Source organism: Rickettsia felis URRWXCal2 (assembly GCA_000012145.1).
GTDB lineage: Bacteria > Pseudomonadota > Alphaproteobacteria > Rickettsiales > Rickettsiaceae > Rickettsia > Rickettsia felis.
On sequence record CP000053.1, the window covers coordinates 582,693 to 603,384 of the forward strand.

The window sequence follows — 20,692 nt, forward strand, 5'->3', positions numbered from 1 at the left end:
GTTTTTTATTTAATATTACTTATCATTTCTTCTAAGGAATTTGTCATTACCTTTAAATCTTCTTCTCTAGATAAATTATGGTGACCGTCTTTAATTAGCTTCATTACTATTTGTTTACTTATTATTTTTTCTAATAATTTTACTGAAACATTATAAGGCACGTCTTCATCTAACATTCCATGAATTAGATGTACCGGTATATTTATATCAATCTGTTTCTTTGTCAATAATAAATGTTTTTTTGCATCTTCTATCAGTTTATAGCTTATAGGATATTTATGCTCACAATTTTTACCTCTTACTTCTAATATTCCCTCTTTTTGCATCTTATTTTGATCATCTAGAGATATATTTTGCCAAATATCTTCAGTAAAATCGGAAGCGGGAGCTAAACACACAAGCCCTTTTATTTTATCAGGGAATTTTAAAGCTGCAAGAAGTGCTAACCATCCTCCCATGCTCGAACCTACTAATATTGCCTTCGTATCAATTAATTTGTCTAAAATTAGTGATACTCCTTCTAACCAATCACTAATTGTTTGCTCCTCAAATCGTCCCGATGCGTTTCCATGGCCGAAATTATCAAAAACAATAAAATTATAATTGTTTTTTTTACAATAATCTATTAAATAGATAGCCTTAGTTGATTGCATACTAGACATCAAGCCGTGTAAAAAAATTACAGATGGAATATTTGTATTAATTATTCTATAATTATCATAGACAATAAATTTGTCTTGTGTTTTATTATAAAGCTTGTGCATTTTAAATAATTATTTTAATAGATTGAGATTTAATGCCTTCATTAAAGTCAAGTAAACGATACAATAAATATACTATTTTGCAAGTAGTTCCTGCTCTAGTCTCGGGAGGGGTTGAAAGAGGTACTATAGAAGTTGCAAAATATCTTAAAATTCTCGGTCATACTCCTATTATAATTTCAGCAGGCGGTACTCTAGTTAAAGAGTTAGATAAGGAAGATATATTGCATATTGAAATGAATAGTAGCAGTAAAAATCCTTTTGTAATTCTGAATAATGCAAAATTGATAGCAGAAATAATCAAAAAATATAATGTTGATATAGTTCATACAAGATCAAGGGCACCGGCATGGAGTTCATATCTAGCAACAAAATGGACGAACGCTAAATTTCTGACTACTTTTCATGGAGTTTATAATATTCCGAATAGTTTTAAAAAATATTATAATAGCATAATGCTAAAAGGCGAGAAAGTTATTGCTGTATCCAATTTTGTAAAACAACATTTGCTTGAAAACTATAAAATTGATGAAGACAAAATAGTAGTAATTGAGCGTGGAGTAAATTGTGATTATTTTGATCCGGCAAATTTAACGCCTGAAAAACTTAAAAAATGTCGTGATAAATATGATGCACCGAGCAACGTGCCGATAATATTAATGCCTTCTAGAATGACAAGCTGGAAAGGACATCTTGTTCTAGTAGAAGCATTAAGTAAGTTAAAACATAGAGATTTTTATTGTTTAATGGTTGGCGATATATCTAGACATCCCAATTTTACTAATAGAGTCAAAGAGCTTATAGCTACTCTAAAGCTTCAAAATAAAATTCAAATTTTCGGTAATGATTCGGATATAATAAACCTATATGGGATTTCCGATATTATCGTTTCTGCCTCAATCGAGCCTGAAGCTTTCGGACGTACTATTATAGAAGGGCAGGCGATGGAGAAGCTTGTTATTGCAACTAATATCGGCGGGGCAGTAGAAACGATAAATAATAATATAACCGGTTTCCACGTAGAACCAAATAATGCCGAAGCGTTAGCAGAGAAAATCGATTATTGTTTCTCGATTTTAGGTACTGATACTGCTAAGAAAATCCAAGAAGCAGCAAGACATACGGTAATTAATAATTTCTCTCTTGATCTAATGCTAAGAAAAAACCTTGAAGTCTATAAAGAAATCTTAAAAAACTCCCATAATTGAACATCTAGATTTAGTATATACAGTATATAGGGTTGAATAGAATAGCTATTCTCCTAATAATTTTATTTCAGCGTACAAATCTTCAAGATTTATATACTGATCATAAAAATTATTATAATCATGAGATTTACCGTCATGATGTACTACAAGCATTAAAGTTTCCGGTAAAAATTCTTTTAAAGCTTGTTGTGCATTTTCTATAGATATTTTATCAAGATTGGCAAACACCTCGTCTAAAATTAATATTTTAGGGTTTGAAATTATAGCTTTAATGATTCCAATTTTTTTCTTTTGACCGCCGCTCGGTGCATTTATTACATCATAATTTTTATCACTTAAGTGCGTAATTAATGTACCTAGATCCAATTTTATAAATAGTGTGTTAATTTTTTCTTCTAATGATTGTTTATTACTTTTAATGATTGATTGATCAGGACCAGAGGTTATTACTTCAAATAAAGTAGATTGAGCCGGTATGTAACTATTCTGATCAATAAATAAATTATTAGTAATAGCTTCTATATCCTTTAATCCTAAGATTTTACTTTTATATTCCTCGTTTAGTAACAGTTCTAAAGCCTTTTGTTCGATTAAATCTTGAGTATTTTGTATTAAAGAAGTTTTATATGATTGGAATAGTGTGCTTATTATATTTTTTCCACACCATAAAATACTGATTTTTGCTCCTTGAGAAATAAGAGGTCCTATAGCAGCATTAGGGTCCTGTATGAGTAAGGTTAATGCAATTAATGTATTGCCATCATTTCCGGTATAGTTAATAAAACTACTATTTATACATGCTTCAATTAAATCTAAAACATTTGTTATAACCATATTTCTAATAATTGGATTATTAGAAATGTGATAAAATCCTTGAGTTACATCTTTAATTTCATTTTTTGAATCATTTTTAAAATTGTTAGAAAGTATATTAGGGTCAATTACCCTAATATTAGGAGTTAAGTTTGTCTGAATTTCTTTTAAATTTTCCTGATAATTTAAGAAATCAGTCCCATAATATGTTAAGCTTAATATTGCAGTTGTAGAAGTTAAATAAATTGGTACTGAATAATTAGGAAAAGTTGTGATGAGATTTGTAGTGATAGGGTAGATTAAACTTCTTTTAAATGTGGCAGAAGTAAGATAATGTTTCTGAAAATACCCTTCGGTTATTAAGATTTCATCAGCAAGAGTTGCCGAAACAAAAATACTGCCTCCTTTTGTCCCATTTACAATAAAACCAGTTATACCGCTAATTATTAAATGCGTTCCATATGCTAACTTCTTGGAAAAGGTAGAAGCAGCACATTATTTTTATTAAAATTTACCTTATTAGATGAGATTGTAGATATTATATCATCTATATCATAGCCTAAGTTAGAAAAAGATTTTATTACCGGATTTTTACGAAATAAAAAAGAGAATACCATAATTATTAATTTTTATTAAAATAATGGCATTATATGTTCTTAAAAATAATACGCAAGTAGAAACAATTATTATATATGGAGCTTCGCTCATCGCAAGGCGTTGCCCGCGTGGATCAATTTCACCTCTGTTATCCCGTGGCTTGACCTATAGTACCGGACAATTTTCACTTTATGTCATTCCTGCGGAAGCAGGAATCCAAAATAAAGCGAGATAAATCGAGCTTTAAAAAAGCCCCACTTGAAAAAAAAATTATCTAATAAAAAAATCTTTGAAATCAATATTTTTTTAGCATGGATCCCTGCTTTCGTAGGGATGACATCGAGAGCTTTTTAAAAATTGTCCGGTACTATAGGTCAAGCCACGGGATAACAGAGGTGAAATTGATCCACGCAACAATACATTTCGAGCGACTGAAAGAAGCGTGTCAATTCATTCTTGCTACGTCAAAATTTACAGTTTTTTCTTAGCTCAGACGTTAAATTCTTAACTAATCTATCTTTAATAAACGCTGCCGAATTAGGTGATAAGTTGTGTTATAGTATAAAGGAAAAATGTAGGTGTAGGGAAGAAAGTAAAAAGGCAGATAAATAAAACCTGCCTTTTTGTAATTATTAACGAGAATATAGCTCGATTACTAAATGAACTTCTGCTTCAAAAGGATATGGAACATCAGAAAGAGCAGGAACTCTTAAATATTTACCGGTTAATGAAGGTACATCAAATGATAAATAGCCTGGTGTTGTTTGAGCTTGTTTTGAAACGGATTCTTGGATAAGCGGTATTTGTTTTACGGATTCTTTGACTTCTATAACATCACCTTCCTTTAGTCGTATGCTTGCTATATCGGCTTTCTTACCGTTTAATTTAATATGTCCGTGTGAAACTAATTGTCTTGCAGCAAAAATAGTTGGAGCTATATTCATTCTATAAACTACTGTATCAAGTCTGCTTTCAAGTAACCCAATGAAGTTTTCACCGGTATTACCTTTCATTTTTTGAGCAAGTGCAAAAATATTCCTAAATTGTTTTTCAGTGACACGACCGTAGTGACATTTTAATCTTTGCTTAGCTTTTAAATGTAAACCATAATCTGAAGTTTTAATCATGGTATTCTGCCCATGCTGTCCGGGACGATAATTTCGTGTATTGAAAGCATCCTTGCTATCACCCCATAGACTTACTCCAAGTCTTCTACTAGCTTTATATTTAGAACGAACAATTTTTGTCACTGATAATATCCTTAACTTTATATTTGAATTACAAGAAAATATATACATTTCTTATATCAAAGTCAATCATTGATTTTTAACCTAAAACTTTTTATATTTAATTAAAAAATATTTCATATGAGTTCTTTAGTAACGCCAATCAATTTAGATAAAATCAATCATTCACAGAGTACTGTTAAAGACTATATTTTACTTATGAAACCGCGTGTGATGTCGCTTGTGATTTTTACAGGTTTTGTAGGTATATGGCTTGCTCCTTATTCCGTGCATCCTTTTATTGCCGGTATTGCAGTTGTTTGCATAGCTCTTGGGGCAGGAAGTGCAGGGGCAATTAATATGTGGTACGATAGAGATATCGATAGCTTAATGAAACGTACTCAAAAAAGACCTATCGTCAGAGGTGCTATAGAACCTGATGAGGCTTTATCTTTTGGTTTGATAACGGGATTTTTTGCAGTATTTTTTATGGCTTTATGTGTTAATCTACTTGCATCCTTTTTACTGTTATTCACTATTTTTTATTATATCTGTATTTATACTATTTGGTTAAAGCGTCGTTCTATACAAAATATCGTTATTGGCGGAGTATCGGGAGCATTACCTCCTGTGATAGGTTATGCAGCGGTAAGCAATACTATATCTCTAGAGTCGATTATATTATTTTTGATTATTTTTATTTGGACGCCGCCGCATTCATGGGCTCTTGCTTTATTCTGTAACGATGATTATAAAAACTGTAAAGTACCGATGATGCCTGCAGTAAAAGGGAATTTATATACTAAGAAACAAATTCTAATTTATAGCATTCTTTTATTTATTGTTTCGTTAATGCCTTTTTTTATTGGAATGAATAATTTTATATATTTAATAACTTCCGGTATTCTTGGGTTAGTATTTCTATATTATTCCGGTTCTTTATTCTATGACACCCCTGATAACAAACAGGCTAAACGATTTTTTGCCTATTCGATATTTTATTTGTTTTTTATATTTTTACTTTTGTCCTCAACTAGCACTATATCCCTTATTAGCTGAGAGATAATAGTGTTAGGTTACTTTTATGGAAGATAAAATTGAAACCCAACGTGAAGAAACATATCATAGGTTTATTTTCATGCAAGTAATTTTTTATTTATAACTGTAATTTTTAAATAAGAAGAGTTAGAAGATATATCGGATTTGATTCCAAGGGAGTAACCTGTCATGCAACACACTCCATCGTTTTATAAAATTACTCTTAATACCGGCTTTATAACGTACAGCCTTGCCTCCATATTTGCTTACTTTATTTTCCTGTATATTTGGTTGCCAAATTAAAGCTTCACTCTCTAAACTATTTGAGGCAATATTTCTTTCATGTTGCTTGTCGTTATGTGTTAAAAATATGCATTCCGCTTTTATAAACGGTTTATATTGGTTATTTATGTATTGATCTAAATCTTCAAATAACTTTGCATATTCGGTAAGCCAGCCTTCATAAGCAATAATAGGAGAAAAGTTTAGATGAACTTCGTAACCTGCTTTAATAAAAATATTCACCGCTTTTATTCTCTCGATAATCGGACTCGTTTTTGGCTCTAATATCTCACTTATCCTTGCCGGCATCAAACTAAATCTAATCCTTATTTTGCCTTCAGGATTAAAATTAAGCAGTTTAGGATTAACATATTTAGTAGCAAAAGTTGCTTTAGCATGCGGATGTTCTTTAAAGAAATTAAATATCTTTAACCAATTAGTGTGTTTCCAATGTAAACTTACATCGGTAGAACAACCTATATCATATGTCCAATATTTTGAATCCGTTTGATTTGAAACTTTAATCGGTAAACTCTCTATGTGTTTGTCTAACACGTCTAGTATTTGATCTATATTTTCATTTATATATAATGTTTCATAGTTGTGACGCATAACATAACAATAACTATTTCTACAACCTCCTGCACAGCCATATATAAAGTTAGGAGTTATGTAATCCGCTGATCTTCCATTAGAACGTACATGCAAAGTTTTCGTATTTTGTACTATTTTCTTAACCATACGATTTTAAATTAAAGTTTATTTAAAATACTTACTTAGCTTTACAAGCTTCAGATTTATTTACTTATATTGAAATTGTAGTTATAAATTATTAATTACAAATATATCATAAGTTATGGAAAAACCAAGCTATCTAAATTTTGATAATAAAAATTATAAATGGAAAAATGATATTGATTATCGTAAATGCCCGGAAAGCTATAGAGTAGGTAAAGGTGAACAAGGAGTATTAATTTGTCAACCATATAAAAATGAAATTTTGCCTTATTGGAAGTTTAAAATTCCTGAAATTGCTAAAGAAAGTAGTGAAAAAATATATGAAATATTTTTAAAATACTTAGAGGATAATGATTTTGTTGGAGCTGATATGGCTCGTAAATATTTGCAAATGGGTTTTACTAGAAGTAGACGTTATGCTAATTATAAAGGTGGGAAAAAATATGACAAAGAACATGATTATAAGAAATTAGAAAGAGGAGGGGGTGACCCAAAAAAAGTAAAAAGTGCCGATATATTTTTCAAAAAATGGCAAGAGGCAGAAGATAATAAGAAATATAAAAAGATGAAAATAGAATGGAAAAAACAATATGGGTAAATATTAGCTTTACCGGTTTAGTTTTTTTATATTATAGTAGATTAATGGAGGATAGATTATGACTAAAGATGAAATTGCAGAGCTGTTTAAAAAATGTCTTGCTCTTCATAACAGATATCAATATCAAGAAGAAAAAGCCAATCTACGAAAATTCGTTGAAACTGATCCTGAAGACTTTCAAATTTTATTGAAACTTATAATAAAACTGAAAAATATAACAATAGGGAAGCTGAAGTTTTTCATAGTTTAAGTTCTATTTTAATGGAAAAACAACAAGATAATGCAATTAAATCATTAAAGAAAGCTATTGAATTAGATCCAAGTAAAGCATACTACCACGAAGAGTTTTTTAATAAGTTACATAAAATAAATCCGGAGGAGAAGCACTCGCTTCTATCAAAAGAGCTATAGGGTTAAATCCAAATAAAAAATCATTATATGAAGATTTTATTATTTTGTTGAAAAAGGCAAATTATGATGAAGAAGCAGCAAAAATTACTAAAGCAATTCAAGATTTTCCTAAAAACATACCTAATTTGGTATTAGATACTGAAGAAATAATAGAAGTTTATCAATTGGGGGATGCACTTAAATGCGAATAGTTGGTATTCCTAATTAAATATATATGTAGTCATTGTAAGAAAGCGTTGTTGTATGGCTCAGAAAAAGCGTACAATGTCATTCTTAGCAACGGCAGGAATCCAGTTTTTTCTCTGTCATTCCGTGATTTATTTACGGGATCCAGGAAAAAATAAAAACCTGGACCCCGTGGTCAAGCCACGGGGTGACATTAAGGACTACTGGATTCCCTCCTAAGTGGGAATGACATTGAGCCACGCAAACAAAGCCGAATAAATCACGGGATGACACAGAGAGAAATAATAAGTCATACAACACACGTGACGGTCACATCAAAACAGTTTCTTTAATCCTTTTTGTAGCAGTTTATTCACAGGATCTGCTTGTTGGTTTTCCGGCGAAGGGCTGCTTTGTTCCTCTGTATTTGTATCTTTTTTCTTTCTAAGACCTAAAGCATCTTTAATAATATTTTCAGGTTTCTTTTCTCCGCTTTTTAGGTCTTTAATAACGCTATTAAATACGTTTTTAACTAAATATGTCTGAAAAGCTTGAATATCTAATTTATGCTGTGGGTTATTTATGAATCCGTATAATTTAACGGCTATAGGCGGTAACTCCCCAATAGTAACGCTTGCACTAATATCCATCATATATTGTGGTAAGTTAATTTGACCACTTGCATTTGCTTTGGCAGGCGTAGCATCTAAACTACATTCATTTAAATTAAGCTTGCCTTGCGTTATATTGCCGCCGGCAATTAAATTTTTGAAAGATGTTGATCCGCCGCTAAAAGAGCTGTTAATAAGCCGTAATACTCCTTCGGTATTTTTAGCATTATGTACTGCATCTGCAATTCGGTTTAAGTCAAACCCGCTTATTTTTCCGTTATCGCTATTTACGTTAAATTGTCCATTTAGATTATTAACATATGTATAAACGCTATTACCGCGAGAAGTAAGATCCGTTTTAAAACTTAGTCGTCCATCGGTTATTTTTATTTTACCCGATTGCGGAGTTAAACTTTTGAGATAGGCATTTTTTAGATCAATTTTAATTGTAGCGTTTTGATCTTTTCCTGAACTCACATAACCCGTGATACTTAGTTCGCCACCGTAAATGCTCGCATTAACTGAAGTAATATTCAGCGTGCCGCCGGTGATATTTAATTTTGCTTTTAAATTATTTATGATTAATGAGTCGTTAGTTAGTTTATCAATATTTGCTGATAATTGTCCTTCAATTTCATTTAAAAATCCTAGGTTAATAGTATTGTTTGACCAAGGAGAATTATTTTTAGCTGTAGGTATGTTTTGAGTAGCAGGACTACTAGTTTTACTTGGAACAGTGGTAGGGCTATTACTTGCAAGAATTTTATCCAAATTAACTAAAGGACTGTATAAGTTAAGATTAAAATTTGGCTTCTGAGCTGCTAAATTAATATCGCCTTTGATAGATATGTTAGTATTAAAAGCAGATATTTTATTATTAATATGGTAAGTATCTTTTATTTTTTGTACTTCCCCATTTAACTGTAATACCCCAATCTTACTTAAATTACTTACTCCCATAAGAGATATAAACGACTCAAAATTATTAATTTTTAGATTATGAGAAATAGTGATATCTTGTGCTAAGTTTTTAAACTCAATATCTCCGGTTAGATTACTATTGGCCGCCGATAAATTAATATTTTGTAATTTTATTGTTTGAGAATTACTAATTACATTAGAAGTAAGATTCAGTTTCTGGTTAATAATAGGTGGTAATTTATCGGTCTTTAGCTTTAGAGCATCAAGTATAGGTTTTAAACTATCAGCTTGTAGCATAATATTTGTCTTATCTAAATTAGAGCTAATTTCGGTTATAATGTTACCTGGATTTACAATGATATTTGATTTTAGGTTATTACGTTCTATATCATAATTTGCATTTGCTAGTAATTCTATATTTGGATAATTAAGTCTGGCATCTTTTATAGTTATATTTTTATTATCGGCAGTAATTGCCGTAGTTAGCTCATAGTCATTTTGTAAGTCAGCCGGCACGCCTAAAGCTTTAGTATTGCCTTTAATATTTGCGTTACCTATAAAAGAATTATTTTCGCTATCAAATTTCCCTTCGATTTTAATTTTTTCACTGGCAAGATTAATATTAGCACTTAACGGAATTATTTTCCCGATTTTTTCAATATTTCCGTCTATATTAATCTGTTGCTCCAAAGCCTTTAAAGCTAAAGTAAAATCTATAGGACCTTTAAGGCTTTTTATTTTAGTATCTAAATTAATATCGTTAAATATTTTCTCACTATTTTTTTCTATATATATTACTTTCCCGTCTATAATTTTAAAATGACTAATCAAAATAGGAAATTCTAATTCACTATTAGCATTAGTAGATTCTGCAGAACTAACATTATTTATTTTAGGGTTATTATTAGAGGTAGGTGTAGCAAATTGCCAATTTTTTTGTCCGTTATTCAAAACTTCTAGATTTATAATCGGTTTTTGTAGTTCTATAGAAGCTACTTCAATTGCTCCTCTAAAAAGAGGAAAAAGCTTTAATGACGCTTTAGCATTTTCAACGGAAATTAGATGAGGTTCTTTCGTGCCGTCTATTGATGATAATTTAATTTCTGATAGTGATACTGCCGGATTTGGTAATAAAGATAATTTTATATCGCCGTTAATAGTTAAATCTTTATTTGTAGCCTCTTTGACTTTATCTATTATTACTCCTTTATAATTATTTAAAGGAATAAAGAAAGGAATAATAATTAATAACAATATTATACTTATAAATATAATAAGTGAGTATTTTAAAGTTTTAGGCATAGAGTTTAACCTTCTATTTATATACATATATTAATTATAGTATTTAAGAGGCTATCAGTAAACAAATTTTCACCAATAATTTAGTTCTTTTTTGCTGTAAATTATAAGATTTTTTTGAAATATGAACAATATTCCTGCAAAAATCTTATTAATTTTTGCTAAAAAAGTCTTTTAATTATTAATTAAAATTAATTTACTGATAGCCTCTAAGACTTAATTGTCAAATTTATATAATTTACTCAATTAAAAATTGAACTAATTATATAGTTGATGTATTTATAGTGCCACAAATCAATAATATTTATGTCTAAAAAACTTAAACATGATAAAATTATTCGGAGTGCATTTGAAAATCCTTTCGTTGGTAGGGAGTTTTTTGAGATGCATTTACCGTCTCATATCAAAGATTCACTCATATTTGAGACTCTTAAGATGGAAAAGGATAGTTTTATAGAGTCAAGTCTTAAAGAATCTATATTGGATATTCTATTTTCTGCTAAATTTAACGGTGAAGACGGATACTTATTTTTATTGCTAGAGCATCAAAGTAAACCCGATTATTATACGGCTTTTAGGTTATTCAGGTATATGTTAAATATTGCGGAACATCATAGGAAAGTACTAAAAAACAAAAAATTTCCTTTCATATATCCTTTAGTGTTTTATAATGGCACACAAAAATATAACACTCCTCGAAATTTATGGAAATTATTTGAAAATAGTGAATTGGTAAAAGCTACTTGGACTAATGATTATCAGCTGATTAATGTTCATGAAATTCCTGATGAACAATTGAAAGAGACAGCTTGGTCAGGAATTTTACAATTTTTTATGAAGCATATTCATGAACGAGATTTGTTAAAGAGATGGCAAGAAATAGCAGAACTCTTGCCCAAATTTGCCGAGGTTAATATCGGCATTGATTATATAGAGTTAATTTTATACTATACTTTGACCAAAATTAGTCAAAATGATATAATAAGAATAGAAAAAATACTTAAATCACATTTAAACCCTATAAAAGGAGAAGAAATTATGGGAAGTATAGTTGATCATTGGCTACAACAAGGCATAGAAAAAGGTAGGCAAGAAGGAATAAATATCGGTGAGATGAAGTTAGCAGAGATGGCAAAAAGAATGTTAAGGAAAAATAAGCCTTTAGACGAAATTATTGAATTTACCGGTTTTACAAAAAAAGGCATTGAAGAATTACAAAAACAGCTCAAAAGTCAGAGATTGAAAAATTAAATTTCTCAAATTTCTCTTTGATAATTTAAAACGACATAATCTTTAGTTATGAGAGGGATAAACTCTTTATTGAAAGGTAATAATTCGGTTGTTTGATCTAAAAATTCTATTTCAATTATATCACCGGCACCAAAGTTAAGAATATTTTTAATTTTGCCTATTTCTTTATGATCTTGGTTTAATACCGGTAAATGATTTAAATCCGCTATATAAAATTCATCTTCTTCTAGTTTCGGTAAACTTGCTCTCAAGCAAAATAGTTTATAACCTTTTAAATTTTCAGCCTCATTTCGAGTAGCTATATCATTAAATGTACAAATTAATTCTCCTTTAGTATTTTGGCTAATTAGCTTAATATGTATATCTTCTCCTGACTCATTTACTAAATTTCTTTCAAGTATTTTTGTAGCAGGTTCGGTAAAAGATTTTAAAATTACATGACCTTTAATTCCGTGACATGATTTTATTACACCGACTAAAATTAAATTTTCTAAAGAATTCATTAATTTACCTTTAAATTTTGATAGTTATATATAATAATATATTTAAAAACTTTTTTACAGACATGATAAAAAAAATAGCTGCCGGCATCATAATTTGTTTCTCATTATTGTTATTTATAATCTTTGGTGCATTATCTTTTGTTAACTACAATTCGGTTACCAATAATCTTACCAGTCATTTAGGAATTGCAAAAGAAAATATTGGTAAAATAAAGATGAATAAATTTCCTTTGCCTTATTTAATTATTGAGACGATAAAGGAAGGAGGAGAGTTAGATTTAGAGCAGATTAAAATTCATTTTTCGTTGTGGTCGCTTATAAAATTTAATCCTAAAATTAATAAAATAGACATATTAGATGCTAAATTTTATTCTAATTCTAATGTATTAAATATTTATAATCATGAAGAGTTAATAAAGAATTTCTTTAAATATAAATTACAAAATATAAATCTAAATGTTACTAATCTAAGTATTATTAATAAACAAGATTATTCTATTTTAAATTTTAATAATTGTATATTAAAAAAAGAAAATGCTTTATCATCTAATTACATATTTAAAACTACAAGTAACTATATAGGTAAAATTTCAGGTTCAATTAATAAACGTGACGATATAGTAGATTTTAGTCTTGATATTGATAATAATGATTATGGTTTTAAGCTATCGCAAATTTACAAAGATTTTAAGCTTACTAGCGGTAGCGGTGAATATCAGATTAAAAATTTAGCATCGGTAATGTATAATATATTACCGGATTTAAACCATCTTTTTAATAAATTTAATCAAAATGAGGCAGTAAACGTTAAATTTAATATTTCAAATAATGAAGATGAAATAGAGCTAAAAGACATAGTAATAGCATCCTCTTTTATTACAGGTAATGGATTTGTTAACATTGCTAAAAATGATAATATTACTACTAATGTGAAATTAGATTTTCCTAAAATAGATCTAAGTTCGTTAATTTCTCCAAATGCAGAGGTAACATTTAATACTTTTTCTTCAAATATTAGATTTATTTTTGCTGATAAATTACTTAAAGCAGACATAGCAATTAACGAAATAATTTTAAGTAGTAATGAAGCACTAGAAAAAATAGTCTTTTCTTCTAACTTATCAAAGGGTACTTTAAAGATAAATGAACTTTCAGGTAATATTAAGTCAGGTGGAGAATTTAAGCTTACAGGTAATGTAACACAGAATGCTGTTAGAAGTATGTTCGATGGACAGCTATATTTAAAGCATAATGATATAAATTTGTTACTGAATATTTTAGGATTTAACGATGTTACTATTAAAGAAGCTATTCCTTTTAGCTTGTCGTCGGATTTAAAACTCACTTTAATAGATTTATTTTTTAAAAATTTATTACTTAAAACGGACAATTTAAATTTATCGGGAAATTTTTCTAGTAAATTTATTGCTCAAACACCTCGTTTAGATGCTACGCTTAATATATCTTCACTTGACTTAAGCGGTAGGACGTATCCGATAATTTCGCCTCTTATCGAATTTACAAAAAATTTAACTAAAGATATGAAAACTTTAGATTATCCAAGTAAATTTATTCCTATTAGAACAATAGGATATTTAGCTAATTTAGATATTTTGATAGATAGTGTTAAGTATAATGATCATGTATTTGACAAAATGAATTTGCTTGCTAAAATCGTACCGGCTAATATAAAAATTAGTAATTTAGATTTTAAAACCGCGGGCAGCTATTTATCAACTAGCTGGAACTTAGATGCTTCAAGTGTATTACCGTCTTTGACCATAGAAATTAAGGACGGTAATCTTACTACTGATTTATTATCACCGGCAGGAATGCTTAATTTAAGAAATAAATTAATAAATGATTATAGTTTAGATAAAGCTATATTGCAATTTTACGGGACATTATCAACATTATCACAGAATAATTTAATATTGAAAAATGTTAAATTTTATGTAGCAAATAATAATAATCTATTACAATTTAATAATATTGAAGCAGAATTATTAGGCGGCAAGCTTCAAGGTAGCGGCAATATTTTATTGGAACCTTATTCTATAAATTTCGTATATGCTTTAAATACAATAGATTTAGATAAAGTTTCGGCTCTTATGCCTAAAATATTTACTGCAAGTAGCGGAAAAGTAAGTATAAGCGGTAGTTTAGGGACTAACGGTAATAGCCTTCAAAGCCAGCTATATAACCTTACTACAAAATCACAATTTGCTATAAACAATATAGATGTTAATAATTTTGGAATTGATTCTTTTATAGAAAAAATTAATACAGCTGATTATAAGGTACAAAATTTAGATAAAGATATAAATACTGCTATAACCACAGGACAAGAAAATATTAGAGGTATAAGCGGTGATATTGAACTACAAAAAGGTATTGCCCTTTTAAAGAAAGTAAAATTTGCAACACAATATAGTAGCGGTGCGGCTTCTTTTGCAGTTAATATATATAATTTTGATATGGATGCATCTAGTATTTTATCATTTTACGTACCGGCAAGGCTTGTTAAATTAAATCCCTCAAATACAAGTTCCGATAAAGATAGTTTGGTACATCTTAATATAAAAATGCAAGGGAGTATTTTTGCTCCTAAGAAAACTTTTGATAGTAGTGAGCTAAAAAAATTACTTATACCACAAACAAAAACAGAAGAAGCTGCTGATTCAGTTAACCATTAAAAAACAAAAATAAATGACCAATACGAAAACTTTAGAAGAAAATATTAGCTTTGAAGAAGCTTTAAAAGAGCTTGAGGAAATTGTTAAAAAAATAGATAATGGACAAGAGAGTCTAGAGACGGCAGTTAATAGCTTTGAAAGAGGTATTTTACTTAAGAATCATTGTGAGAAAAAACTAAAAGAAGCTCGGTTAAAAATTGAGAAAATTACTAAACTTGCTGATTCTACGGGGGTCTTAGAAGAGACGGAAGTGTAGCTCGCAATGACGACTAGGTATCCATACAACAAGACTAATGCCCTGTGGGAATGACATAACGTAAAAATTACAATGCTTATGGTTAATCATATAATTGACTTTATCTATACCGTTCCTAATATTGTTTTATTCATCATAATAAATATTGTTTTGATGAGTTTTTGTGCGGGATGTTTATATTTAACAAAATACATTATTCCTAATAATTTTCAAAAAGAAGAGCTTGGAAGTCTTGGCGGGTTTTTATCAGGTGTAGTCGGTAGTATGTATGCGGTATCAACCGGTTTTGTATTAATTTATTTACTCGGTAATTTTAATAAAGCACAAGAAGGGGTGGCAGCAGAATCTATAGTGTTGATGAGGCTTGCAGATAGTGTAGGTTGGCTTCCCCATAAAATGAGAGACCTGCAATTTATCTAGATATTAAAAATTATATCAAAGATGTAATGCAGCGTGAATGGCAATTAATGAAAGACGGCAAGAAAATTGGTCATGAAGCTCTTATTTTCCTCCAAGATATTAATAAGCGACTACAAGCTTATAAAGCAAGCGAGCAAATGCAGCTATTTACTAAGCAGGAAATCATTGAGGAGATAAAAGAGCTTTATACCGTAAGGTATAACAGGATTAAAATGTCCTATTTTTCCTTAAATATTCAATATTGGATAGTTGTATGTATAATGACCGCTATTAATTTAATTTTTGTCTGTATGCTTGGAACCAAGCTTTATTTACATAAGATTTCGGTTGGTTTAGTTTGTATCACTCCATCATCAATGCTTTTTTTATTATTTATCCTTGATAAACCTTTCCGTGGTCCTTTTGCCGTTAATCAATATGACCTTATTAAGGCTGTACATTATATTGAGAGATTAAATTAAGACTTCCTGCATAAATCACTTCTAAAGGTAATTTGTACGTCGATCCGGTACTCGAATCCTCACGTATGTCTATATACGCTGCGGTTCGAGGTGTAGTGTCTCCTTCAAATTCCTCTTTATAAGATGACTTATGCAGGAAGTCTAATGATATCAGTAACAACATAACGCCATAATTTATCCGTGCCTTTGGTAATACCGATGCGGGTAGTAGTAGAGTAGGGGAGCTTTAAGCCGATATCGCTGACAAAAAATTCGTTGTTATTTATAAGATCGCATTTATTATGAGAGATATTAATTCCTAAATATTTACATAATTTACCCGGACCATTTAAATATAGATTTTCAGGTGAAATAACATGTACGCCTCTTATTAAAGTAGCAGCGGGGAATCCTTCAGTCTCGGTTACGAAGTTTAAACAATAATACATTCCGTAAATTAAATAGACATAGCTAAAGCCTGCAGGACCAAACATTATATCTGTTCTTTTGGTACGCCCTCTTGCTGCATGGCAAGCAGGATCATCCTGTCCTATATAGCTTTCAGTTTCAGTAATGATAGCCGTTTTACCCTGGAAATATAAGACTTTACCGATTAATTCAGTGCTTACTAAGTTAGTATCTCTTGCAAAAAATTCACGAGGTAAAAGGATTAATTTATTCATATTTTTTTATAAAGATATTTAAATTTTTGTGCCATTTTGTAGGAGTGAATTCAGTAATTTCATATTCCGCTATATCATTAATGTAAAAGGGGTCTTCTTTTAATATATCTTTAAGTTGATTTAGTTTTTCTATATTAGCTAAAATAATACCACCAATTCTCGGATGTATAGGACCTGATAAAATAAAATATCCCTTATCATAATATTTATCTAAAAATTTTCTATGTTCTGTAATAAATTTTTCAATGGAAGAAAGGTCTAAGCCTAAGGTATATTTAAGATTTACAATAAACATAATTTATATTTTCTTATTAAATAATTTGGAATTTTTTATAGAGAGTGGAACAGCATCATAACCACCATTACAAAACGGTTGGCATTTTATGATTCTTTTAAAGGTAAGCCATAAGCCTTTAAGTGTGCCGTGTGTTGTTATAGCTTCTTTAGCATATTCTGAACAAGTGGGATGAAAGCGGCAATTATTGCCGAGTAGCGGGGAAATGAAATATTGATAAAATCTAAGTAATAATAATAAGATTCTAGTCATTTTGCAGTTTACTCTTCTGATTTTAAGAATTGCTCTTTCATTTTTTTAAGGATTCACATTCTCACCTATTAAGTATAGGCTGCGGGTGTTCACCTTTCAAAATAAAATTCAATTCTTAAAATCATTTGAGTACTCATCTATTAGTTTTTCCATTTTTTCTTCAGTTAGATCTTCATAATAATCATCATTGATTTGTACGACCGGAGCGTTAACGCATGCTCCTAAACATTCTATCTCACTTAAAGTAAATTTTTGATCTTCAGTGGTTTCTTTGAGTTTTATACCTAATTTCTTTTCACAAATTTTCATGATATCATCACTACCATGCAGCCAGCAAGGGGTAGTAGTACATACTTGAATATGATATTTACCAACTCGCTTTAAGTTGAACATGCTATAAAAAGTTGCAACCTCATAAGCCCGCATATAAGGCATTTCTAGCATATTTGCGACATACTCGATAGCAGGCACGGGTAGCCAACCGCCATTTTGACGTTGTGCTAAATCAAGCAGCGGCAATATAGCACTTCTTTTTCCATGCGGTGGATATTTTTTGATAATATCTTCTGCTAGATTTAAATTTTTCTTATCAAATGTAAAATTTGTACTCATATATTTTTTGTGTTGTTTCTGTGTGGCTCGATTTCATCGTCATTGCGAGAAGAATTACGTAGTAATCAGGGCGAAGCAATCTCGGGCTAAAATCCTGAGATTGCCATGCTCCTTGCAGTCGCTCGCAATGACGGCTTAATGTCCACGCAGGCAATGCCTGCTCGTAATGACGAGTCTACCTATCTATCTCACCAAATACTATATCAAGCGTTGCAATAATAGTAATAACATCTGCCATTAAATGACCTTTAGATATAAAATCTAGTCCTTGCAAATGAGCAAAGCCTGGGGCTTTAATTCGGCATCTATAAGGTCTATTACCTCCTTGCGAGTATAAATATACACCAAACTCGCCTTTAGGAGCTTCTACTGCTTTGTAGGTCTCACCGGCTGGGACGTCATATCCTTCCGTATAGAGCTTAAAATGATGAATCATCGCTTCCATAGATTCTTTCATTTTGGCTCTTGTTGGTGGTGTTAATTTAGGATCATCGGTTTTAACTGCACCTTTCGGCATTTTCTCTATACATTGCTTGATTATCTTAATAGATTCATACATTTCAAGCATACGAACAAAATATCTGTCGTAACAATCACCGTTTTTGCCGATTGGTACTTTAAAGTCGATTTCATCGTAAACGTCATAAGGGTTTGACTTGCGTAAATCCCAAGCTATGCCTGAACCTCTAAGCATCGGTCCTGAAAACCCCCAATCCATTGCCTCTTTTTGAGACACAACGCCGATATCTACTAAACGTTGTTTCCATAACCTATTTTCATTTAGTAGGCTTTCTATATCATGAAGTTTAGGAGGAAACTGCTCTATAAACTTATCTATATCTTCAAGTAAACCGTCAGGTAAATCTTCTGCAACGCCCCCAGGTCTAAAGTAGTTTGAATGCATACGAGAGCCGGAAACACGCTCGTAAAATTCCATGATTTTTTCCCGCTCTTCAAAAAGCCATAATAAAGGAGTAGTAGCACCGATATCTAAAGCTTGGCTGCCAATATTCAAAGTATGGTTTAAAATTCTTGTTAATTCTGAGAATAATACTCTGATAAACTGAGCTCTTCTAGGGACTTCGCATTCTAATAACGACTCGACTGCCAAAGCAAACGCATGTTCTTGGCACATTGGCGAAACATAATCAAGGCGATCAAAATATGGTATAGCCTGCAAATATGTTTTATGCTCAATAAGCTTTTCCGTACCACGATGCAGTAACCCAATATGAGGATCGGCGTTATTTACTACTTCCCCGTCCATCTCAAGAATTAACCTTAAAACTCCGTGAGTTGCCGGATGTTGCGGACCAAGATTTAAAGTTATAGTTTTAGTGTTGTTAGTCATGGTTAGTAATTATATATTGATCAAACGTCATTGCGAGAAGAATTACGTAGTAATTCGACGAAGCAATCTCAGGAGTATTATTTCATGAGATTGCCACGCAGCCTAAGGCTGCTCGCAATGACGGTTTTGATGTAATTCTATTTCTGGATTCCTGCTTTCGCAGGAATGACATCAGTTGCCTTTTCATCCCCGGGTAATACATAACTCGGGCTATGCCAGTGAGAGCTAAAATCAAACTCACGATATTCTATGTCTAAATCGACTGGCTCATAAGCCACTTTCTTTAGTTTCTCATCATATTTAACCTGTGTATAACCGGTTAACGGGAAATCTTTACGCAAAGGATGCCCCTCAAATTCATAATCGGTAAGTATCCGTCTTTTATCGTCATTGCCGTCAAAATTTACACCGTACATATCGTAAACTTCACGCTCATACCAGCAAGAGGCATTAAATATGTTCATTGCCGAAGGTATAGTTTCTTTTTCAGATATATATACTTTTATTATAAGACGCTTATTTAATTTTAGGCTTAGTAAGTTGTAAATTACTTCAAATCTTTTATCTCTTTCAGGAAAATCAGTTCCAAATAAATCAGTAAGTACAGTAAAGCGTAATTCTTCCGATTCTTTTAAAGCTTTTAAAAACGGTAATAGAAAGTTTGGTTCAACTTGATAAGCTAAATAATCCTTAACTATAATAGGTGTTATTAAAATGCTAGATTTAGCAGCAAGTTTTTCAATGAGTTTGTCTAGCGTCATACTTAAAACCCGTAGTGCGTTTAATTTTTTTCTGTAATTGCATAAGCCCGTAAATTAATGCTTCGGCGGTAGGAGGGCAGCCAGGGACATATACGTCAACCGGTACGATTCTATCACAGCCACGCACTACCGAATAAGAGAAATGATAATAGCCGCCGCCATTAGCACAGCTACCCATTGAAAGCACCCATTTAGGTTCAGCCATTTGATCATATACTTTACGCAATGCCGGTGCCATTTTATTAGTAAGCGTTCCTGCAACTATCATAAGGTCGGACTGTCTTGGGCTCGGTCTAAATAACATACCGAAGCGATCCATATCATATCTACTTGCTGCTGCCTGCATCATCTCAACAGCACAACAAGCAAGCCCAAAAGTCATAGGCCATAAGGAATTAGCTCTCGCCCAGCCTATAACATCGTCAACTTTAGTTAGTAAGAATCCTCTATTAGAAAGCTCATTATTTAATAATTCGTCTTCTTGATAAAAACTGTGTTTCATAT

General features: G+C 30.9%; 22 protein-coding genes and 3 pseudogenes. 10 read left to right on the top strand and 15 right to left on the bottom strand.

What is annotated here, in order from left to right; genetic code table 11:
• Positions 1–5: 5 nt before the first annotated feature.
• Entirely contained in the window at positions 6–764 is a 759-nt protein-coding gene (locus RF_RS02925; protein WP_011270878.1) for an alpha/beta hydrolase, read from the bottom strand.
• 32 nt (positions 765–796) lie between these two features.
• Between RF_RS02925 and RF_RS02930 the strand changes: the two genes are divergently transcribed.
• Positions 797–1,969, top strand: coding sequence for a glycosyltransferase family 4 protein (locus RF_RS02930; RefSeq protein ID WP_011270879.1), 1,173 nt, complete (start codon positions 797–799; stop codon positions 1,967–1,969).
• Between the two features lie 45 nt (positions 1,970–2,014).
• On the opposite strand, the gene RF_RS10785 is transcribed toward RF_RS02930, so the two are convergent.
• The 3 genes from RF_RS10785 to rpsD all read right to left on the bottom strand — a co-directional run bounded on the left by RF_RS10785 (position 2,015) and on the right by rpsD (position 4,629).
• Positions 2,015–2,803 carry an ATP-binding cassette domain-containing protein gene (locus RF_RS10785; protein WP_011270880.1) on the bottom strand — a complete coding sequence of 263 codons (789 nt, stop codon included), beginning with the start codon at positions 2,801–2,803 and terminating at the stop codon, positions 2,015–2,017.
• A gap of 443 nt (positions 2,804–3,246) precedes the next feature.
• Positions 3,247–3,399: a hypothetical protein gene (locus RF_RS11360; RefSeq protein ID WP_156110748.1), complete on the bottom strand. Its 153-nt coding sequence runs from the start codon at positions 3,397–3,399 to the stop codon at positions 3,247–3,249.
• A 612-nt stretch (positions 3,400–4,011) separates the two neighbouring features.
• Positions 4,012–4,629 carry a 30S ribosomal protein S4 gene (gene rpsD, locus RF_RS02950; RefSeq protein WP_011270881.1) on the bottom strand — a complete coding sequence of 206 codons (618 nt, stop codon included), beginning with the start codon at positions 4,627–4,629 and terminating at the stop codon, positions 4,012–4,014.
• 117 nt (positions 4,630–4,746) lie between these two features.
• Here rpsD and cyoE point away from each other — a divergent pair, with 117 nt between their 5' ends.
• Positions 4,747–5,664, top strand: coding sequence for a heme o synthase (gene cyoE, locus RF_RS02955; protein WP_011270882.1), 918 nt, complete (start codon positions 4,747–4,749; stop codon positions 5,662–5,664).
• Positions 5,665–5,790: 126 nt separating this feature from the next.
• Here cyoE and RF_RS02960 read toward each other — a convergent pair whose 3' ends face one another.
• The gene (locus RF_RS02960; RefSeq protein ID WP_011270883.1) at positions 5,791–6,666 is read right to left on the bottom strand and encodes an SPL family radical SAM protein; all 876 of its coding nucleotides are present in this window, start codon (positions 6,664–6,666) and stop codon (positions 5,791–5,793) included.
• 115 nt (positions 6,667–6,781) lie between these two features.
• Here RF_RS02960 and RF_RS02965 point away from each other — a divergent pair, with 115 nt between their 5' ends.
• From RF_RS02965 to RF_RS11940, 4 genes are read left to right on the top strand one after another with little or no spacing between them, the layout of a single operon-like run.
• Positions 6,782–7,261, top strand: coding sequence for a DUF4385 domain-containing protein (locus tag RF_RS02965; RefSeq protein WP_011270884.1), 480 nt, complete (start codon positions 6,782–6,784; stop codon positions 7,259–7,261).
• A 58-nt stretch (positions 7,262–7,319) separates the two neighbouring features.
• Positions 7,320–7,511: a hypothetical protein gene (locus RF_RS02970; RefSeq protein WP_231564246.1), complete on the top strand. Its 192-nt coding sequence runs from the start codon at positions 7,320–7,322 to the stop codon at positions 7,509–7,511.
• 11 nt (positions 7,512–7,522) lie between these two features.
• Complete coding sequence (locus RF_RS11935) at positions 7,523–7,672, top strand: hypothetical protein (protein ID WP_187145865.1); 150 nt, start codon at positions 7,523–7,525, stop codon at positions 7,670–7,672.
• A gap of 44 nt (positions 7,673–7,716) precedes the next feature.
• Positions 7,717–7,863 (top strand): hypothetical protein, encoded by a 147-nt coding sequence (locus RF_RS11940; RefSeq protein WP_187145866.1) that lies wholly within the window; start codon positions 7,717–7,719, stop codon positions 7,861–7,863.
• A 309-nt stretch (positions 7,864–8,172) separates the two neighbouring features.
• Here RF_RS11940 and RF_RS02980 read toward each other — a convergent pair whose 3' ends face one another.
• A complete protein-coding gene (locus RF_RS02980; protein ID WP_041405314.1) occupies positions 8,173–10,671 on the bottom strand; it encodes an AsmA family protein in 2,499 nt (832 codons plus the stop codon).
• A 303-nt stretch (positions 10,672–10,974) separates the two neighbouring features.
• Between RF_RS02980 and RF_RS02985 the strand changes: the two genes are divergently transcribed.
• The gene (locus RF_RS02985) at positions 10,975–11,919 is read left to right on the top strand and encodes an Rpn family recombination-promoting nuclease/putative transposase (protein WP_011270886.1); all 945 of its coding nucleotides are present in this window, start codon (positions 10,975–10,977) and stop codon (positions 11,917–11,919) included.
• Positions 11,920–11,924: 5 nt separating this feature from the next.
• Here RF_RS02985 and rimM read toward each other — a convergent pair whose 3' ends face one another.
• The gene (rimM, locus tag RF_RS02990) at positions 11,925–12,422 is read right to left on the bottom strand and encodes a ribosome maturation factor RimM (RefSeq protein ID WP_011270887.1); all 498 of its coding nucleotides are present in this window, start codon (positions 12,420–12,422) and stop codon (positions 11,925–11,927) included.
• Positions 12,423–12,484: 62 nt separating this feature from the next.
• On the opposite strand from rimM, the gene RF_RS02995 reads away from it, so the two are divergent.
• From RF_RS02995 to RF_RS03005, 3 genes and pseudogenes are all read left to right on the top strand, one after another.
• The gene (locus RF_RS02995; RefSeq protein WP_011270888.1) at positions 12,485–15,118 is read left to right on the top strand and encodes an AsmA-like C-terminal region-containing protein; all 2,634 of its coding nucleotides are present in this window, start codon (positions 12,485–12,487) and stop codon (positions 15,116–15,118) included.
• A gap of 13 nt (positions 15,119–15,131) precedes the next feature.
• A complete protein-coding gene (locus RF_RS03000; RefSeq protein ID WP_011270889.1) occupies positions 15,132–15,374 on the top strand; it encodes an exodeoxyribonuclease VII small subunit in 243 nt (80 codons plus the stop codon).
• A gap of 153 nt (positions 15,375–15,527) precedes the next feature.
• Positions 15,528–16,255 (top strand): annotated as a pseudogene (locus RF_RS03005) (bestrophin-like domain).
• A 10-nt stretch (positions 16,256–16,265) separates the two neighbouring features.
• Here the strand turns inward: RF_RS03005 and RF_RS08780 are convergent.
• The 8 genes and pseudogenes from RF_RS08780 to RF_RS03040 all read right to left on the bottom strand — a co-directional run.
• Positions 16,266–16,400, bottom strand: a pseudogene (locus tag RF_RS08780) (palindromic element RPE1 domain-containing protein); the annotation flags it as partial.
• Positions 16,384–16,917, bottom strand: a complete 534-nt coding sequence (locus tag RF_RS03010; protein ID WP_011270892.1) for a DNA-3-methyladenine glycosylase — start codon at positions 16,915–16,917, stop codon at positions 16,384–16,386. The pseudogene RF_RS08780 and the gene RF_RS03010, both read right to left, overlap by 17 nt.
• Positions 16,910–17,212 (bottom strand): YciI family protein, encoded by a 303-nt coding sequence (locus RF_RS03015; RefSeq protein ID WP_011270893.1) that lies wholly within the window; start codon positions 17,210–17,212, stop codon positions 16,910–16,912. The genes RF_RS03010 and RF_RS03015 overlap by 8 nt, the downstream gene beginning before the upstream one ends.
• Positions 17,213–17,215: 3 nt before the next feature.
• On the bottom strand, positions 17,216–17,464 hold the full coding sequence (yidD, locus tag RF_RS03020; protein ID WP_011270894.1) for a membrane protein insertion efficiency factor YidD: 249 nt from the start codon (positions 17,462–17,464) through the stop codon (positions 17,216–17,218).
• Between the two features lie 108 nt (positions 17,465–17,572).
• Positions 17,573–18,085 (bottom strand): annotated as a pseudogene (gene nuoE, locus RF_RS03025) (NADH-quinone oxidoreductase subunit NuoE); the annotation flags it as partial.
• Between the two features lie 166 nt (positions 18,086–18,251).
• Positions 18,252–19,427 (bottom strand): NADH dehydrogenase (quinone) subunit D, encoded by a 1,176-nt coding sequence (gene nuoD, locus RF_RS03030; protein ID WP_011270896.1) that lies wholly within the window; start codon positions 19,425–19,427, stop codon positions 18,252–18,254.
• A gap of 137 nt (positions 19,428–19,564) precedes the next feature.
• Positions 19,565–20,188: an NADH-quinone oxidoreductase subunit C gene (locus tag RF_RS03035; protein WP_011270897.1), complete on the bottom strand. Its 624-nt coding sequence runs from the start codon at positions 20,186–20,188 to the stop codon at positions 19,565–19,567.
• Positions 20,166–20,690: a NuoB/complex I 20 kDa subunit family protein gene (locus RF_RS03040; protein WP_011270898.1), complete on the bottom strand. Its 525-nt coding sequence runs from the start codon at positions 20,688–20,690 to the stop codon at positions 20,166–20,168. The genes RF_RS03035 and RF_RS03040 overlap by 23 nt, the downstream gene beginning before the upstream one ends.
• Positions 20,691–20,692 lie beyond the last annotated feature (2 nt).

Bases quoted from the DNA above. Each gene is read 5' to 3' on its own strand.
- RF_RS03015 (WP_011270893.1), bottom strand. From the start codon at position 17,212: ATGTTTATTGTAAATCTTAAATATACCTTAGGCTTAGACCTTTCTTCC.
- nuoD (WP_011270896.1), bottom strand. From the start codon at position 19,427: ATGACTAACAACACTAAAACTATAACTTTAAATCTTGGTCCGCAACAT.
- RF_RS11360 (WP_156110748.1), bottom strand. From the start codon at position 3,399: ATGGTATTCTCTTTTTTATTTCGTAAAAATCCGGTAATAAAATCTTTT.
- RF_RS02930 (WP_011270879.1), top strand. From the start codon at position 797: ATGCCTTCATTAAAGTCAAGTAAACGATACAATAAATATACTATTTTG.
- cyoE (WP_011270882.1), top strand. From the start codon at position 4,747: ATGAGTTCTTTAGTAACGCCAATCAATTTAGATAAAATCAATCATTCA.
- RF_RS10785 (WP_011270880.1), bottom strand. From the start codon at position 2,803: ATGGTTATAACAAATGTTTTAGATTTAATTGAAGCATGTATAAATAGT.
- rimM (WP_011270887.1), bottom strand. From the start codon at position 12,422: ATGAATTCTTTAGAAAATTTAATTTTAGTCGGTGTAATAAAATCATGT.
- RF_RS02995 (WP_011270888.1), top strand. From the start codon at position 12,485: ATGATAAAAAAAATAGCTGCCGGCATCATAATTTGTTTCTCATTATTG.
- RF_RS03035 (WP_011270897.1), bottom strand. From the start codon at position 20,188: ATGACGCTAGACAAACTCATTGAAAAACTTGCTGCTAAATCTAGCATT.
- RF_RS11935 (WP_187145865.1), top strand. From the start codon at position 7,523: ATGGAAAAACAACAAGATAATGCAATTAAATCATTAAAGAAAGCTATT.
- RF_RS03010 (WP_011270892.1), bottom strand. From the start codon at position 16,917: ATGAATAAATTAATCCTTTTACCTCGTGAATTTTTTGCAAGAGATACT.
- RF_RS03040 (WP_011270898.1), bottom strand. From the start codon at position 20,690: ATGAAACACAGTTTTTATCAAGAAGACGAATTATTAAATAATGAGCTT.
- RF_RS02980 (WP_041405314.1), bottom strand. From the start codon at position 10,671: ATGCCTAAAACTTTAAAATACTCACTTATTATATTTATAAGTATAATA.
- RF_RS02925 (WP_011270878.1), bottom strand. From the start codon at position 764: ATGCACAAGCTTTATAATAAAACACAAGACAAATTTATTGTCTATGAT.
- RF_RS03000 (WP_011270889.1), top strand. From the start codon at position 15,132: ATGACCAATACGAAAACTTTAGAAGAAAATATTAGCTTTGAAGAAGCT.
- RF_RS02985 (WP_011270886.1), top strand. From the start codon at position 10,975: ATGTCTAAAAAACTTAAACATGATAAAATTATTCGGAGTGCATTTGAA.
- RF_RS02965 (WP_011270884.1), top strand. From the start codon at position 6,782: ATGGAAAAACCAAGCTATCTAAATTTTGATAATAAAAATTATAAATGG.
- RF_RS02960 (WP_011270883.1), bottom strand. From the start codon at position 6,666: ATGGTTAAGAAAATAGTACAAAATACGAAAACTTTGCATGTACGTTCT.
- yidD (WP_011270894.1), bottom strand. From the start codon at position 17,464: ATGACTAGAATCTTATTATTATTACTTAGATTTTATCAATATTTCATT.
- RF_RS02970 (WP_231564246.1), top strand. From the start codon at position 7,320: ATGACTAAAGATGAAATTGCAGAGCTGTTTAAAAAATGTCTTGCTCTT.